Origin of the sequence: Thalassospira sp., assembly GCF_030690045.1 — a bacterium.
Classification (GTDB): Bacteria; Pseudomonadota; Alphaproteobacteria; order Rhodospirillales; family Thalassospiraceae; genus Thalassospira.
In genome coordinates this window covers 1-15,514 of record NZ_JAUYHK010000001.1, presented here as the reverse complement: position 1 = coordinate 15,514, position 15,514 = coordinate 1, and the positions used below count along the sequence as shown (strand labels likewise).

General features: G+C 56.3%; 10 protein-coding genes and 1 pseudogene. 8 read left to right on the top strand and 3 right to left on the bottom strand.

Annotated elements, in window-relative coordinates; all coding sequences use genetic code 11:
* Positions 1-112: 112 nt before the first annotated feature.
* Positions 113-1,999: a molecular chaperone HtpG gene (gene htpG / locus Q8O73_RS00055; RefSeq protein ID WP_305553039.1), complete on the bottom strand. Its 1,887-nt coding sequence runs from the start codon at positions 1,997-1,999 to the stop codon at positions 113-115.
* Between the two features lie 262 nt (positions 2,000-2,261).
* Here htpG and Q8O73_RS00050 point away from each other — a divergent pair, with 262 nt between their 5' ends.
* Positions 2,262-2,588, top strand: a complete 327-nt coding sequence (locus tag Q8O73_RS00050) for an HPF/RaiA family ribosome-associated protein (protein WP_305553037.1) — start codon at positions 2,262-2,264, stop codon at positions 2,586-2,588.
* Positions 2,589-2,655: 67 nt separating this feature from the next.
* Here Q8O73_RS00050 and Q8O73_RS00045 read toward each other — a convergent pair whose 3' ends face one another.
* Positions 2,656-2,982 (bottom strand): antibiotic biosynthesis monooxygenase, encoded by a 327-nt coding sequence (locus tag Q8O73_RS00045; RefSeq protein WP_305553035.1) that lies wholly within the window; start codon positions 2,980-2,982, stop codon positions 2,656-2,658.
* Positions 2,979-3,569 (bottom strand): NADPH-dependent FMN reductase, encoded by a 591-nt coding sequence (locus tag Q8O73_RS00040; RefSeq protein ID WP_305553033.1) that lies wholly within the window; start codon positions 3,567-3,569, stop codon positions 2,979-2,981. Before Q8O73_RS00040 ends, Q8O73_RS00045 begins: the two co-directional genes overlap by 4 nt.
* Positions 3,570-3,649: 80 nt before the next feature.
* Between Q8O73_RS00040 and soxR the strand changes: the two genes are divergently transcribed.
* The 7 genes and pseudogenes from soxR to Q8O73_RS00005 all read left to right on the top strand — a co-directional run.
* Entirely contained in the window at positions 3,650-4,111 is a 462-nt protein-coding gene (gene soxR / locus Q8O73_RS00035; RefSeq protein WP_305553031.1) for a redox-sensitive transcriptional activator SoxR, read from the top strand.
* A gap of 115 nt (positions 4,112-4,226) precedes the next feature.
* A complete protein-coding gene (locus tag Q8O73_RS00030) occupies positions 4,227-6,869 on the top strand; it encodes a helicase-related protein (protein ID WP_305553029.1) in 2,643 nt (880 codons plus the stop codon).
* A gap of 64 nt (positions 6,870-6,933) precedes the next feature.
* Positions 6,934-7,359: an RNA-binding S4 domain-containing protein gene (locus Q8O73_RS00025; RefSeq protein WP_305553027.1), complete on the top strand. Its 426-nt coding sequence runs from the start codon at positions 6,934-6,936 to the stop codon at positions 7,357-7,359.
* A gap of 163 nt (positions 7,360-7,522) precedes the next feature.
* Complete coding sequence (locus Q8O73_RS00020) at positions 7,523-9,256, top strand: peptidase domain-containing ABC transporter (protein ID WP_305553025.1); 1,734 nt, start codon at positions 7,523-7,525, stop codon at positions 9,254-9,256.
* Positions 9,253-11,391, top strand: a complete 2,139-nt coding sequence (locus Q8O73_RS00015; RefSeq protein WP_305553023.1) for a peptidase domain-containing ABC transporter — start codon at positions 9,253-9,255, stop codon at positions 11,389-11,391. The genes Q8O73_RS00020 and Q8O73_RS00015 overlap by 4 nt, the downstream gene beginning before the upstream one ends.
* Positions 11,388-12,761, top strand: a complete 1,374-nt coding sequence (locus tag Q8O73_RS00010) for an HlyD family type I secretion periplasmic adaptor subunit (protein ID WP_305553021.1) — start codon at positions 11,388-11,390, stop codon at positions 12,759-12,761. The genes Q8O73_RS00015 and Q8O73_RS00010 overlap by 4 nt, the downstream gene beginning before the upstream one ends.
* Positions 12,762-12,880: 119 nt before the next feature.
* Positions 12,881-15,514 (top strand): annotated as a pseudogene (locus tag Q8O73_RS00005) (hypothetical protein); the annotation flags it as partial.

Here is a 15,514-nt window from a genome sequence, read left to right as displayed (position 1 = left end):
CCAGTTATATGCCGGGCTTTGGTAAAGAACCGTTTTAAATTTATCCTGTACCAAAAGAAAACGGCGCATCGAATGACGCGCCGTTTGTCAAAATCAGGCAGGATGGGCGGGTTTAGGCCCCCAGACCTTTTTCCATCACCAGATCAAGGCGGCGGGCAAAGGCCACCGGATCGGGCAGGGCTTCGCCTTCCAGAATGCGGGCCTGATCCAGCAACAAAAATGCCGCATCATGCAGGATAGCGGCCTTGGCATCGGTGGCGGCAAGGTCCGACAGTTTTTTGATCAGGCTGTGTTTCGGGTTGATTTCCAGAATGCGCGGGCTGATATCATCGACCCGGTTATGCTGTTTCATCAACCGTTCCATCCGCAAATCCATGCCGGTTTCATCGGCAATCAGGCAACAGGCAGAACTGGTCAGGCGGTCCGATTCCCGAACATCCTTGACCCCTTCGCCCAGCGCGATCTTGATGGCGGCAATCAGGATATCGAGCGATGCGTCTTTGGCCGCATCGTCTTTTTTGTCATCGGCATCCGCTTCTGCCTTGTCTTCGGCCTTGACCTCGTTCAAATCCGCCCCGCCGCGCGTGACCGATTTGAAATCTTTTTCGTCAAAGGACGGGATCGATTGCAGCCAAAACTCATCGACCGGATCGGTAAACAGCAGAACCTCAACCCCCTTGGCGGCAAAGCCTTCAAGTTGCGGGCTGCGTTTCAGGGCGGCAACGTCTTCGCCGCTGATGTAATAAATGGCCTTCTGGCCTTCTTTCATGCGGACGACATAATCGGCAAGGCTGGTCCAGCCATCAACGCCCGTAGACCGGAACCGTGCCAGTTTCAGGATTCGGTCGCGATTGGTATAATCTTCATACAGCCCCTCCTTGACGACAGAACCAAAGGCTTCCCAGAATTTGGCAAAACCGTCGGCATCCTTGGTCGCGCTGCTTTCAAGTTCCGACAGCAGTTTTTTGGTCAGGCCGTTTTTGATTTTGGTCAGGACCGGATTATGCTGCAACATCTCGCGTGAGATGTTGAGCGGCAAATCCTGGCTGTCCACCACGCCCGACACAAACCGCAACCATGGCGGCAGTAATTCATCGGCGCCTTCGGTGATGAATACCTTGCGGACATACAGTTTCAGATGACCCTTGCGGGCCGGGTCATAAAGATCGAACGGGCGCATGGTCGGGATATACAAAAGCCCGGTATATTCAATTGCGCCTTCGGCCTGATAATGGATGGTTTTCCACGGATCATCAAAGGCGTGGGAATTGTGTTTGTAGAATTCCTGATACTGTTCGTCGGTGATGTCCGATTTCGGGCGTGTCCACAGGGCGGATGCTTCGTTCAGGGTTTCATCCTGGCCGTCGCCCTTCATCAAAATTACCGGAATGCCGATATGGTCGGAATAGGTTTTGACGATGTGGCGCAGGCGGAATTCCTCGGTAAAATCTTTCGAGTCGTCATTCAGATGCAGGGTGATTTGCGTGCCGTGGCCTTCCATGTCGGCCTCGGCAATCGTGTATTCACCCTTGCCATCCGAGGCCCATTTCCATGCCTGGCTGTCACCGGCCTTTTTGGTGACGACCTCGACCTTGTCGGCGACCATGAAGGCGGAATAGAACCCGACGCCAAACTGCCCGATCAGATCGACATTTTTGGCATTGTCGGATTTTGACAGGGCCTCGACAAATTTGGCAGTGCCGGAATTGGCAATCGTGCCCAGATTGGCGACCAGATCATCGCGGTTCATGCCGATACCATTATCAATAATGGTCAGGACATGACGCACATTGTCGGTCAGAAGCCGCACCTTGAATTCGCTGTCACCTTCCAGAAGGTCGGGATTGGCAATTGCTTCGTAACGCAGTTTGTCGCAAGCATCCGAGGCATTGGAAATGAGCTCGCGCAGGAAGATGTCCTTGTTGGAATAAAGCGAATGGACAACGATATCGAGCAGGCGGCTGACCTCGGCCTCGAACCGCATCTTTTCTTCCGTCATGACCTCTTTTTCTCCTGTATTTCAACGAATTGACGAAAATATTGCATGGGGTTCAGGGTGTTTTCCTGAAACCCGAACCGCGCTTGATATGCGTCAACACACCTTGCAACGCAAGTCCTGTATCCTACATGAAAGAATAGCCGGTTTGTCGCGGGGGGACGGTTAAACTGCTGCCCCGCATTCTGCCCCGGGATGATTTTCCCGGTTCTACGCAAGGTGCAATGCCTTGTGCCCGTCAAAAAGGCTCTATAGGAGGCCACACATGAAGGTTCCCGTTCAAATCACCTATCGTGACGTTGATCAGTCGGATGCATTGGATGAACGCATCCATTTCAAGGTGCAGAAACTGGAAGAAACCTTTGACCGCATGACATCCTGTCATGTCGTTGTGGAAAAACCCCATTCGTCCCACGCACAGGGCAACCGCTATTCGGTGCATTTTGGCATTCAGGTGCCGGGCAAGGAGATCATGGTCCGGCGCGACAGTGCCGATCACGCGCATGAAGATGTCTATATCGCGCTGAAAAACAGTTATCAGGCTGCACGGCGGCAGCTGAAGGACTATGTCGAGAAAATGCGCAATCACTGACATATTGTGCAGAATGTCGGAAAACGGGGCGGTCATGGGCCGCCCCGTTAGTGTTTGCAAGATCCTTTCAAACCTCGCCGGATCGCCAGATCGCCTGAAACAGGCCGGGCGATGGCGGTTCGATCAGGAGGCGGACCCGCGCCAGATGTTCGGCAAAAAGATCGGATTTTTTCCAGTTTTCAAGATCATCGCGGCTTTCAAAGCGTGCCATGATGATCAAGGATTTGCCGTCTTCGGCCCGCAACAGCCGCCCGCCCAGAAGCCCCGGAATTTTGCCTGCCATGCTTTCCTGAAAACGTCGTTGGATGTCGATAAAGGTATCGAACTGGCCGGATTTGGGAATGACGTGACTGACGGTGACAATGCTGGTGTCGTCCTGATGGGCAATTGTCATGATGCGGCGGCCTCCAACGGGCGGGATGTGACGTGTGGATAGCGGGCTTCGCGCAATGCACAGCCCCACCATTTCAAATCGGCGGTCAGACGCAGCAGGGCGGCATCGGCATTGACCGGATCAACCGGTTCGCCATCCGTACCAAATTTGTCCCAGACATTATGAAAACTGACGGTTTCGCGCAGGGTCGCGACATGTTGTTCGGCAAAGACCAGCCGCAAATGTTCCACCGCCCGCAAGCCGCCGGAAATCCCGCCATAGGAAATAAAGGCCAGCGGTTTGTTTTTCCAAGGGGTGCGAACGGCATCAATCAGCAATTTCAGTTCGCCGGTGAAGCTGTGATTATATTCGGGAGTGACGACGATAAAGCCGTCGGCCTCGCCAATCGCCGTGCATAATTCATCAATGCCCGGATGGCTGTCGCCAACATGGCGGGCGGGCAAATTCAGCCGGGCGGGGTCAACTGTGTCGATGCACAGATCAGGATCGGTTTGCAGGCGTGATAATGCCCAATTGACGACTGTGTCGCAAAACCGCCCTTCGCGGGCACTGCCATATATGACGGCGATATTGAGTTTTTCTTTCATGATGTTCTCCTTTGCGGGTGTTGCCCGATCAGGAGTCCTTCTATAAAACCTTAACTATAGTTTAGGTCAAGGAGGTTTTGATGGCCGGGACCCTGTCCGCAAAATTCCAACGTTATTTAAGTGTTGGCGAGGTCGCCAGACGTAGTGGCGTTGCCGTTTCAGCGATTCATTTTTACGAACGCAAGGGACTGATCCACAGCATCCGCAGCGAAGGCAACCAGCGGCGCTTTGGCCGTGATGTCTTGCGTCTGGTGTCGATCATCAAGGTGGCGCAACGCACCGGCATTCCGTTGGCCGAAATTCGCGATGCCCTTGCGAATCTGCCCGATGGCCGATCGCCGTCGGCGGGGGACTGGCAAAAATTGTCGGCCCGCTGGCGCGACGATCTGGACGCCCGTATTGCCCGCCTGACACGGCTGCGCGATCAGTTGGGTGATTGTATCGGCTGTGGCTGCCTGTCGATGAAAGATTGCCCGTTGCGCAATCCGTGGGATGAATTGGGCGAAGACGGGCCCGGGCCGCGATTGCTGGACATTTCATAAATCTGTTTTATTGGCCCGTCGGTCTGCCGGATTGCTTGACAGATGGCTGTGCGGGTGTTGAAAGGCCTTACACAGGCGGTTTCGATTCCCGGCACCGCCGCCGGATTTTGTGTGCATGCAGATTTCAACCCGAAGCGGTCCCCGTATCCTTGCCATATTGGGGCCGACCAACACCGGCAAGACGCATCTGGCAATGGAACGGATGCTGGCGCACACATCGGGCATGATCGGTTTTCCGTTGCGATTGCTGGCGCGTGAAAATTATGACCGGGCGATCAAACGTGTTGGAGTGGGGGCGGTGGCCCTGATCACCGGCGAGGAACGCATCCTGCCGAAAAATGCGCGCTATTATCTGTGTACGGTCGAAGCAATGCCGGTCAATCTTCAGGTGGCATTTCTGGCGGTTGATGAAATCCAGATGTGCGCCGACCCGGAACGCGGCCATGTTTTTACCGACCGGTTGCTCAATGCGCGCGGCACCAGCGAAACCATGTTTATGGGGGCGGAAACCATTCGCCCGGTCATCTGCCGCCTGATTGAAAATGTTGAATTTGATAGCCGGGCGCGATTTTCGACTCTGTCCTATCTGGGGGCAAAGAAAATTCAACGCCTGCCGTCGCAATCGGCGGTGGTGACATTTTCCGCCCAGGAAGTGTATGCCGTCGCCGAACTGGTCCGACGCCAGAAAGGCGGGGCGGCGGTGGTTCTGGGCGCGCTTAGCCCGCGCACCCGCAATGCCCAGGTACAAATGTTCCAGAATGGCGAGGTCGAACATCTGATCGCCACCGATGCCATTGGCATGGGCCTGAACCTTGATTTGCAACATGTTGCCTTTGCCGCCCTGCATAAATATGACGGCCAGTTCAATCGCAGCCTGTCGCCCGCCGAACTGGCGCAAATCGCCGGGCGGGCCGGACGGCATATGAATGATGGCAGTTTCGGTGTGACCGGCAATCTGGTGGGGATTGATCCCGATATTATCGAGCAGATCGAAGCCCATCAGTTTGAACCGCTGTCTAAAGTTTACTGGCGGGCCGCCAATCCGGATTTCCGGTCGGTCGGCGCGTTGCAAAAATCGTTGCGCCGCTTGCCCGATAATCCGACCCTGATCCGGGTGCGCGAACCAGTCGATGAAATCATGCTGGAATATCTGGCGCGCAACGAGGATGTGGCAAAGGTCGCCAATACGCCCGACCGGGTGCGTTTATTGTGGGAAGTCTGCCAGATTCCGGACTTTCGCAACATCCATACCGACGCCCATCCGCGCCTTTTGACGGCCATCTATACCTTCCTGACGCGGGGCATTGGCAAACTGCCAACCGACTGGATGGGCGAACAGGTCTTGCGCCAGGACCGTTATGATGGTGATATTGATCAGTTGTCGTCACGTTTGGCGGGAATTCGCGTCTGGACCTATGTGTCGCACAAGCATCACTGGCTGCATGATGCAAATCATTGGCAGGAACGCACGCGCGCCATTGAGGATCGGCTGTCAGATGTGCTACACGAACGTCTTACCCAAAGGTTCGTTGATCGGCGAACCTCGGTTTTATTGAAAAGTCTCAAGGACAAGTCTGAACTCATGTCTTCCATCACTGCGAATGGTGAAGTCCAGGTTGAAGGTGAATTTGTTGGTCGTCTTGAAGGATTCCGCTTCATCGCCGACGAAACCGATGCCGCCTTTGAAGGCAAGGCCATCGCCAGCGCCGCACGGCGTGCCCTGACCGGCGAAATCGCCCAACGGGTCAAACAACTCGAAACCGACGAGGACGTCTCGTTCGCCGTTAATGGCAAACTTGAAATCCTGTGGCGTGATGCCCCGGTTGCGACCCTCAAAAAGGGGGACACTGTTCTGACCCCCGAGATTACTGTGATCGACAGTGAATTTTTTGACGGGCCCATCCGTGAACGTGTGCGCGTCCGCGTGCAGACCTGGCTGAACGACCATATCGAAACCCGCCTGAAGATGCTGACGCGCCTGCGCGATTGTCAGTTGTCGGGCGCGATTCGCGGTTTGCTGTTCCAGTTAAACGAAGGTCTTGGCTGTGTGCCGCGTGCCGAACTGGAAGGCCTGATCAAGGATTTGTCCGACGAAGACCGCAAGGCGCTGGCCAAACTGGGCGTGCGTCTGGGGGTTGAAACGGTGCATGTGCTTGATGCGCTGAAACCCGATCCGGTTGAATTGCGCGGTATTTTGTGGGCTGTGGCCCGCGAATTGCCCGAACGTCCGGAATTGCCGCCTGCGGGTCGGACCTCGGTCCCTAATGACCGCGAAAATTCCAAGGGATTTTATCTGGCAGCGGGCTACATGCCGGTCGGGCCACTAGCAGCGCGTGTTGATATGCTGGAACGCTTTGCCGCCCTTCTGCGCCAAAAGGCGCGGGAAAACGAAGGCAAGGTCAAACCCGAGCCCGATCTGTTATCCTTGTTGGGCTGTACGGTTGAACAGGCCGAAGGCGTGTTTGTCTCGCTGGGCTGGCGGGCGGAAGAAGATGCCGAAGGTGCGAAATTTTTTGTTCGTGTTGATCGGCGCAAACGCAACCCGGCCCCTCGCCCTGAACGCGATGCGTCGGGCGAAAACAAGGGCCGCGGCCCGCGCAATGCCGCACGATCCGGCAAGCCGGGACAAAAAGGTGGCCCACGGGGCAATGCCGGGAAACCGGCACAGGACCGCGCCCCTGCGGCGGCCAAGCCCGCCACGGTTAATGAGGATTCCCCGTTTGCCAGACTGAAAGAAATGATGGCTGCCAAGGGATAATCTTTGGGGATGTAAAAGCACGGCGATCCTGCCTCGCAGGGTCGCCGTTTGCGTTGGAAACGATATGAACGACACTGCAAAACCCGCCGATAATGGCAAGGTCCGCATCGATAAATGGTTGTGGTTTGCCCGGTTTTTCAAAACCCGGTCATTGGCCAGCAAGGCCTGTCAGGCGGGCAAGATCGTTTTGAATGGTGATGCGGTTTCCAAACCCAGCGTCGCCATCAAGCCCGGCGACCGGGTGCAGTTTTTTCAGGGCACCCATTTGCGGATTGTCGAAATTCTGGAATCCGGCACCCGTCGCGGCCCGGCCCCCGAAGCCCAGACCCTGTATTGCGACCATTCCCCGCCGCGTGTGACGCGGCAGGAAACGGCATCGGACATCCGTACCGCTCCGACCGCGCAACGCGAAGCCGGATCAGGTCGCCCGACCAAGGCTGACCGCCGGGCGATTGACCGCCTGAGGCCAGACGACGATGATCAGGGTTGATTCGGCGTGGAAACACAAGGTGCAGGTCTTCTATCTGCAAATGTTCCCGCAGGCAGGCTTTGCCTTGTGTTGGTCTTGCAATAAGTATATATGATCCCACTTATCGTATAGTAACTATACTTTTAATTATACTTTTTCCAGACGCCAAAGGTAACGCGACGTAATGGCACGACGTAAAAAATTGCAAATCGGTGCCCTCTCGCACCTGCGATCTGGTCGGTTTTCTGTCGTTATTGGTGCGCTGTCGATCAATTTGCTGTCGTTGGCGCTGCCGGTTACCCTGCTGCAAATCTATGACCGGGTTTTGCCCCACCATTCCATCCCGACCCTGACGCTTTTGATTCTGGGGGTGTTCGGGGCTTTGGTGCTGGAATCGCTCCTGCGGCTTGGTCGGGCCTATATTTCTTCTCTGTCGGCGGCACGGTTTGAGCATGAAAGCATGGTGTCGGCCCTGCATCATCTGGTATCGGCCAGCCTGAATGATTATGAAAAAGTCGCATCGGGTATTCATTTGCAACGTCTTAACAGCTTGAATGCCCTGCGGGATTTTTATGCCGGGCAGGCGATTGGCGCGGTCATTGATTTGCCCTTCATTGTACTGTTTCTGGCCCTGATTGCGTTGATTGGCGGGCCGCTGGTGCTGGTGCCTGCCGGCATTCTGGTGGCGTTTTTGGTGATGGCGGCGGTTTTGGGCCGCGGATTGCGCAAGGCACTGGATGCACGCAGCCAGGCCGATGAACGGCGTTATAATTTTATCATCGAAACGCTCAGCGGGGTTCACACCATCAAGGCAATGGCGATGGAAAACCTGATGATCCGCCGTCATGACCAGTTACAAATACAGTGTGCCGCCGATGATCTTGTCGCGGCGCGCAGTGCCCATGCGGCGATCAATGTCAGTGCGCTGTTTTCAACCGGCACCATGGTTCTGGTCGCCGGGTTTGGCAGTTTGCTGGTGATTCAGGGCGGGTTGACGGTTGGTGGACTTGCAGCCTGCACCATGTTGGCGGGGCGGGCGATCCAGCCTTTGCAACGGTCAATGGGTCTATGGACGCAGTTCCAGAATATCCGGGTTGCCCGGGATCGTTGCCGCGAACTTTATGAACTGGCACCGGAAAATCCCGACCACGCCCCGGTCATGCCGCAGCTTGAAGGCAAGATCGAACTGCGCGATGTGACATTCCGTTATAACGATGCCAGCGATACGGTATTTGACCACCTTGATCTGGTGATCGAACCGGGCGAAACCGTGGCGATTACCGGTGATAACGGCACAGGCAAGACAACGCTTTTGTGGATGTTGATGGGGGCCTTGCGCCCGCAATCGGGTGCGGTGTTGCTGGATGGCAAATCGCCGCAGGATTATGCCGCCGTGTCAGTCCGTCATCAGATCGCCTATCTGCCGCAACATGGCGTGCTGTTCAAGGGATCGATCCTTGATAACATTACCTCGTTCCGCAAGGATATCAGCCCGGAACGGGTGGTGGAAATTTCGCGCAGGCTGGGGCTGGACGCCATTGTGATGCGCATGCCCGAAGGTTATGACACCGAAGTCGGCGGGCAGGCATCCGAAAGCATGCCGCGCGGAATCAAGCAACGCATCGCCATTGCCCGCGCCTTGATTGATTATCCGCGCATCGTGCTGTTTGACGAAGCCAACAGTTCGCTTGATATCGCCGGTGATAATATTCTGGCCGACGTCCTGACCGAATTGCGTGCGCATTGTACGCTGGTGCTGGTGTCGCACCGCCCGTCGCTGATTGCGCTGGCGGATCGCAAATATCGCCTGATCGACAAACGGCTGGTGCCGGTTCTCAAACGCCGGGCGGTTGTAGCAACTGCCCCCGAAACGTCGCCTCGCCAAAGGGCCAGTGGCGCAAAGGGGGCATCGGCATGACCCTTGAAAACATGGCATTCTCGCTGAATTACCGCATGGGGCTTGAAGTCACCGAAGAACAATCGGATTTTGACGCTTGCCTGTGGCCCTTGTTGCAGGCATTGGGCTGGCGCGGTTTGCCGCGTCAGGTGGCCGAGGCGCTGCCGCATCTTGATGATGCGCTGGATCTGACGGATTTTCGCAATGTGTTTGCCAATCTGAATTTCCGGTCACGCGAAATCGAAACGGCATTTGACCGGATTGATGACCGGATGATGCCCTGCCTGTTTGTGCCTGATCATGGCAATGCTTTGGTGGTGTTGCGATTTGACGGCAATGGCGTGCGGGTGTTTGACGGCGGCACCGGGCGCGAACGGGTGATCCGGGCACAATCCTTTGCGGGGAAACTGTATCAGTTTACCCGTGCCGATGCACAGGAACGCCATTTTGAAACCGACCCGCGTGGCTGGTTCGGGGGGATTGTTGACCGGTTTTCGCGTCTGGGCGGACAATTGTTAACCATGACGCTGGTGCTGAATATTCTGGCGCTGGCGACCCCGATTTTTGTCATGGGGATTTATGACCGGGTGATTGGCACGCGATCCATCCCGATGCTGGTGCAATTCGGAATTGGCATGGCGATTGTTCTGATTCTCGATTGGGTGTTGCGCACCCTGCGCAGCCAGATTGTCGCGCATTTCGGGGCGCGGCTTGATACGCTGGTCAGCAACGCGATTTTTGAACGGTTATTGTCCCTGCCGCCTGCCTATACCGAACGCGCCCCGGTCGGGGTACAAATTTCGCGTATTCGGGATTTTGAAAGTGTGCGCGATTTCTTTACCGGGCCGATGGCGCTGGTGATGCTGGAATTGCCGTTTGTGCCGATTTTCCTGATTGTCATGGCGGTTCTGGGCGGTTGGGTGGCGGCGGTGCCGCTGGCCCTGATTGCAGTTTTTGCTGTGTTGGGCATGGTGTTTTTCCCGGTGATTGCGCGCCGGGTGTCCGAACTGGGACAGGCCGGGGCCAAGCGTCAGGAATTCCTTGTTGAAACTGTCGGCAAGATGCAGGCCCTGAAATATACCGGGCTTGAAGATCGCTGGATGGGGCGGTTTCGCGATTTGTCTGCCGATGCGGCCCATGCCGGATATCGTGCCGCGATGATGAACAATGTCGTCAGCACATTGGCGCAGATGTTGATGATCTCAGCCGGTGCGCTGGTGCTGGTGGTTGGGTCGATGGGTGTGATGTCGGGCACGATGACCATCGGCGCGTTGGTGGCATCAATGATGCTGGCATGGCGGGTTTTGGGCCCGATCAATAGCGGCTTTGTCGGTTTGCCGCGTCTGGCGCAATTGCGGTCCAGTGTGCGGCAGATCAACCGGCTGATGTCGCTGAAGCCCGAACGGGATCTGGTGCCACGGTCGGTCGGGTATCGTCGTTTTGAGGGGCACATCACCTTTTCACGGGTCAGTTTCCGTTATAGCCCGGATGCCGATCCGGCCCTGATGGGGGTCAGTTTTGACATCCCGCCGGGCGAGGTGGTGGCGCTGGTCGGGGCGAACGGGGCGGGCAAATCGTCACTGATCAAACTGATTGCGGGAATGTATCAGCCACAGGCGGGGGCGGTGCTGATTGACGGGGCCGATATCCGGCAGATGGACCCGCAGGTCTTGCGGCAATCGATTTCCTATGTGCCGCAGGATGTTGAATTTTTTCGGGGCTCCATTGCCCAGAATTTGCGCCTTGCCAATCCGGTGGCGACACCGGATGAATTGCGCATGGCCTGCATGTCGGCCGGGGTTCTGGCCGAGGTTGAAGCCCTGCCCGATGGTTTTGGCACCCGGCTGGGTGATCAGCATTCCGGGCATTTTTCGGCCAGTTTCCTGCAACGTCTGGCGCTGGCGCGGGCTTTTGTCCGCGAAGCGCCGATCATTTTGTTTGACGAACCCACCAACGGGCTGGATCAAAAGGCCGACCGGGCATTTCAGCAGACGATCAATCGTCTGCGCGGGGGATCGACGATTTTCCTGATTACCCATCGTCCCAGCCATCTTGATCTTGCGGATCGTATTCTTGTTCTTGAGGCCGGACAATTGCGTGCGGATGCACCCCCGGCCCGTATCAGGCAGCAAGTGCTTGACGGAGGTTTCCTATGAGTGACGCAGTGTCCGGCTTGCCGCAGTCGCAAACCGATACGGCCCTTGCGCGGTTTCGCAAGTCGCGCCGTATGGCGCGCTATCTGTCGCATGCTGTTTTGCTGGAAGAAGGTGGCATTTCGGTTTTTGTCCGCGCGGCGATGGTTATTCTTTCTGTCGGGTTTCTGGCGATGATCGGCTGGGCCGCTACCACGCAAATCAAGGAATCGGCCATTACCTTTGGTCAGGTGACGCCAATTGGCTCGGTCAACAAGATCCAGCATCTTGAAGGTGGAATCGTTGCCGAAATTCTGGTGCGCGATGGCGATCTGGTCGAGGCCGGTCAGGTCTTGCTGCGTCTGAAACCTGATGCCGCCCAAGCCGAACTCAGCCAGGCCGAAACCCGCCTAGCCAGCCTGATGCTCGAAGCGGAACGCTATCGCAGCCTCGCACGCGGTACCGAACCCGATTTCAGCCTGTTGCGTGAACAATATGGTGAACTGGCGGATAATCAGGCGGCGATCTATCGGATCAAGACCGAACTTGAATCCAGCCAACGGGAAATTTTGGAAGTTCAGATCAAGGAACGCAACGCCGAACTGGTGCAACTTGAACAGCAACGCGGAACCCTTGCACGGTCGCTGGCGCTGTTGGACGAAGAAGTCACCATGCGCCGTTCGCTTTATGAACAAGGCCTGAATTCCAAGGTGCTGTTCCTCAATATCCAGCGTGAACTGAATGAGGCACAGGGTAATCTTTCAGGCGTGACGGCGGAAATGGGCCGGGCACGCGAATCGATTGCCGAGGCGCAATTGCGCCTGATCGAACTGGGCAACAGTCAGCGTGAAGAAGCCCTGAGCCGCATTGGCGAAATTGGCTCCGAACTGGCGCAGGCCCGTGAACTGATCCGCAAGCTGCGGGATCGGGTGTCGCGCCTTGAAATTGTTGCACCGGCACGCGGTTATATTCAGGGGCTGGTTTTTACCACGGTGGACGGGGTGATTGCCCCGGGACAACTGGTGACGGAACTGGTGCCGGTGGATGATGTGTTGCTAGCCGAAACCCGGATTTCGACCGAGGATATCGGTCATGTTCATGTCGGGCAGGCAGTGACGGTCAAGGTCAGTGCGTTTGACTATATACGATATGGTAGTATAAATGGCACTTTGGTATCAATTTCTGCATCAACCTATATTGATGATGAAGGCAGACCCTATTATAAAGGCAGGGTGGCGCTTGAAAACGACTTTGTCGGTTCCGGCGGCCTGCGGCAGCAAATCATCCCGGGCATGACCGTTCAGGCGGACATCCAGACCGGGGAGAGGTCGCTGCTGAAATACTTGCTAAAGCCGGTATATGTTTCGCTGGATCAAGCATTTAGCGAACGTTGAATATCTGGTCCCGCTGGGAATGGTCATACCCGTTCCTACTGCCTGGCCGAATGTGTCTTTTGATATTTGTCAAAAGAGCGCGGTGGGAATCCCTGCCCGCTTTCGGGAGTTCAGGATAAATGGCGGACAAATTTTCAGATACGCAAAGCCGTGACGGCATTTCGACAGACGGAGAGGCCAACGACGCGGCCGCCCGTGAGGAATTGCTGCGCGAAGACAGCCCGCTTGACGGTAATGGCGAACTGATCGAGTTGCAGCGCGAAGGTGTTGACGATACTCCGCGTGAAAACCAGCAACTGGGATCGGTCCATTATGGCACCCAGGTCGATGTTGCTGAAAGCGAACAGCAACAGGAATTCCGCCGCCGCAATATGTCCGAACAGCAGGCCGAAGAACGTGCGCTTTCTGGTGATACACGGCCTCTGGTTCTTCCCGACGATACCGGAAACGAGAATGCGGCAGAGACTTTCGATTCGACGTCGGAAACGGCACTGCCGACACCTGTTCCTGATCCGCTATCGCTGAACCGGGACCCGATTGTTGCCGATGATGCCGCCGGGGCATCCCCTGTTCCGGTCGGGCGTGGCGGCCGGGCGGCCGCACCGCTTGATATCGGTTTTGGTGCGAACAGTGCGATTGAGGCACCGATCGCCCGTCAGGACACCGCCCCGGCATCGCAAAGCGACCAGAATGCACCGTCAGATCGGACGGAAACCGCCGAAAACGTGATCGCTGAAATCGTGCCAAAAGTTGCCGATGCGCCGATTTTGCAGATCAATAACGTTACCGGGGCCGAAGACACTGCGATTGCGCTCGATATTCGGGCGGCCCTTGATGACCGTGATGGTGGTTCTGAAACCCTGTCGGTGACGATTTCGGGTGTGCCCGAAGGGGCCACTTTGTCGGCGGGAACGGATAATGGCGATGGGACATGGAGCCTGTCTGCCAATGATCTGGCCGGGCTGACCCTGACGCCGCCGGAAAATTTCTCGGGCGATTTTAATCTGACAATCATTGCAACCAGCACGGAAAGAAATGGTTCGGTCCGTTCTGTAACCGCCGATATGGCGGTCGAGGTTACCGGGGTTGCCGACGGCGCGACGCTTGCCGTTGAAAATGCGGGCGGATCAGAAGACTCGGCGATTGCCCTTGCCATTGATACCGAACTTCTGGATGGCTCGGAAAACATCAGTGTGACAATCTCCGGCGTGCCGGATGGGGCGGATCTTTCTGCCGGGACTGATATGGGAGATGGCAACTGGACGCTCGACCTTGCCGACCTCACGGGGCTGACCCTGACACCCCCCGCCAATTACAGCGGCAATTTTGACCTGACTATCTCGGTCACCACAACCGATGGCGCGGATAGTGCTGTTGTGGTGGATGTGTTGCGGGTTGATGTGGCCGGGGTGGCTGATGCGCCGGTGCTGGATGTGCGTAATGCCAGCGGCGCGGAAGATACAGCGATTTCCCTTGATATCGATGCAGCTTTGACAGATGCGTCGGAAGTTTTGAGCATTACCCTTTCTGGTGTTCCGGATGGTGCGGTCTTGTCCGCCGGGACCGACAATGGCGATGGCTCATGGTTGCTGACACGGGATCAGCTATCCAGCCTGACGATTACACCACCGGCTGATTATTCAGGTTCGTTTGATCTGAGTGTCACCGCGACCTCGGTGGATGGTGAAGATGTTGCGTCGGTGTCGGATACGATCACGGTGGATGTTACCGGTGTCGCTGATGCGCCGGTGCTGGATATCTCCGATGCCAGCGGCACGGAAGACAGTGCGATAGCACTCGATATCAATGCTGCCCTGACCGATGCATCGGAAGTTTTGAGCATTACCTTTTCTGGTGTTCCTGATGGTGCGATTCTTTCAGCCGGGACCAACAATGGCGACGGCTCATGGTCGCTGACACCGGACCAGCTATCCGGCCTGACGATTACACCACCGGCTGATTATTCAGGTTCGTTTGATCTGAGTGTCACCGCGACCTCGGTGGATGGTGAAGATGTTGCGTCGATGTCGGATACGATCACGGTGGATGTTACCGGTGTTGCAGATGTGCCGGTGCTGGATGTGCGAAACGCCAGCGGCACGGAAGACAGTGCAATTGCACTCGACATTGATGCGGCGCTGACGGATAGCAGCGAAGTTCTGAGCATCACGATTGGCAATGTGCCGGAAGGTGCAACCTTGTCCGCCGGGACGGACAACGGTGACGGATCGTGGTCACTGACGTCGGATCAGTTGTCCGGCCTGACGATCACGCCACCGGTTGATTATTCGGGTTCGTTTGATTTGAGTGTTACCGCGGCCTCGGTTGATGGTGAGGACGTAGCTTCTGTTTCGGATACGATTACGGTGGATGTTGCCGGTGTGGCGGATGAACCGACGCTTGAGGCTGGTAATGCAACAGGGGCCGAAGATACAGCCATTGCACTCGATATCGATGCAGCGCTGATAGATGCATCGGAAGTTCTGAGCATCACCATTTCTGGCGTTCCTGACGGTGCGACCCTTTCGGCAGGTACCGATAACGGTGACGGTAGCTGGACATTGTCGCCAACCGATCTTGACGGTTTGACGATCACGCCACCGGCTGATTATTCGGGTTCGTTCGATTTGAGTGTCACGGCGACTTCGGTTGATGGTGAGGACGTAGCTTCTGTCTCCGATACGATCACGATTGATGTTACCGGTGTGGCTGATGCGCCAACCTTGGAAACTTCCAATGTGTCTGGTAACGAA

Excerpts from the sequence above, each read along its gene's own strand:
- htpG (WP_305553039.1), bottom strand. The coding sequence starts at position 1,999 with ATGACGGAAGAAAAGATGCGGTTCGAGGCCGAGGTCAGCCGCCTGCTC.
- Q8O73_RS00050 (WP_305553037.1), top strand. The coding sequence starts at position 2,262 with ATGAAGGTTCCCGTTCAAATCACCTATCGTGACGTTGATCAGTCGGAT.
- Q8O73_RS00045 (WP_305553035.1), bottom strand. The coding sequence starts at position 2,982 with ATGACAATTGCCCATCAGGACGACACCAGCATTGTCACCGTCAGTCAC.
- Q8O73_RS00040 (WP_305553033.1), bottom strand. The coding sequence starts at position 3,569 with ATGAAAGAAAAACTCAATATCGCCGTCATATATGGCAGTGCCCGCGAA.
- soxR (WP_305553031.1), top strand. The coding sequence starts at position 3,650 with ATGGCCGGGACCCTGTCCGCAAAATTCCAACGTTATTTAAGTGTTGGC.
- Q8O73_RS00030 (WP_305553029.1), top strand. The coding sequence starts at position 4,227 with ATGCAGATTTCAACCCGAAGCGGTCCCCGTATCCTTGCCATATTGGGG.
- Q8O73_RS00025 (WP_305553027.1), top strand. The coding sequence starts at position 6,934 with ATGAACGACACTGCAAAACCCGCCGATAATGGCAAGGTCCGCATCGAT.
- Q8O73_RS00020 (WP_305553025.1), top strand. The coding sequence starts at position 7,523 with ATGGCACGACGTAAAAAATTGCAAATCGGTGCCCTCTCGCACCTGCGA.
- Q8O73_RS00015 (WP_305553023.1), top strand. The coding sequence starts at position 9,253 with ATGACCCTTGAAAACATGGCATTCTCGCTGAATTACCGCATGGGGCTT.
- Q8O73_RS00010 (WP_305553021.1), top strand. The coding sequence starts at position 11,388 with ATGAGTGACGCAGTGTCCGGCTTGCCGCAGTCGCAAACCGATACGGCC.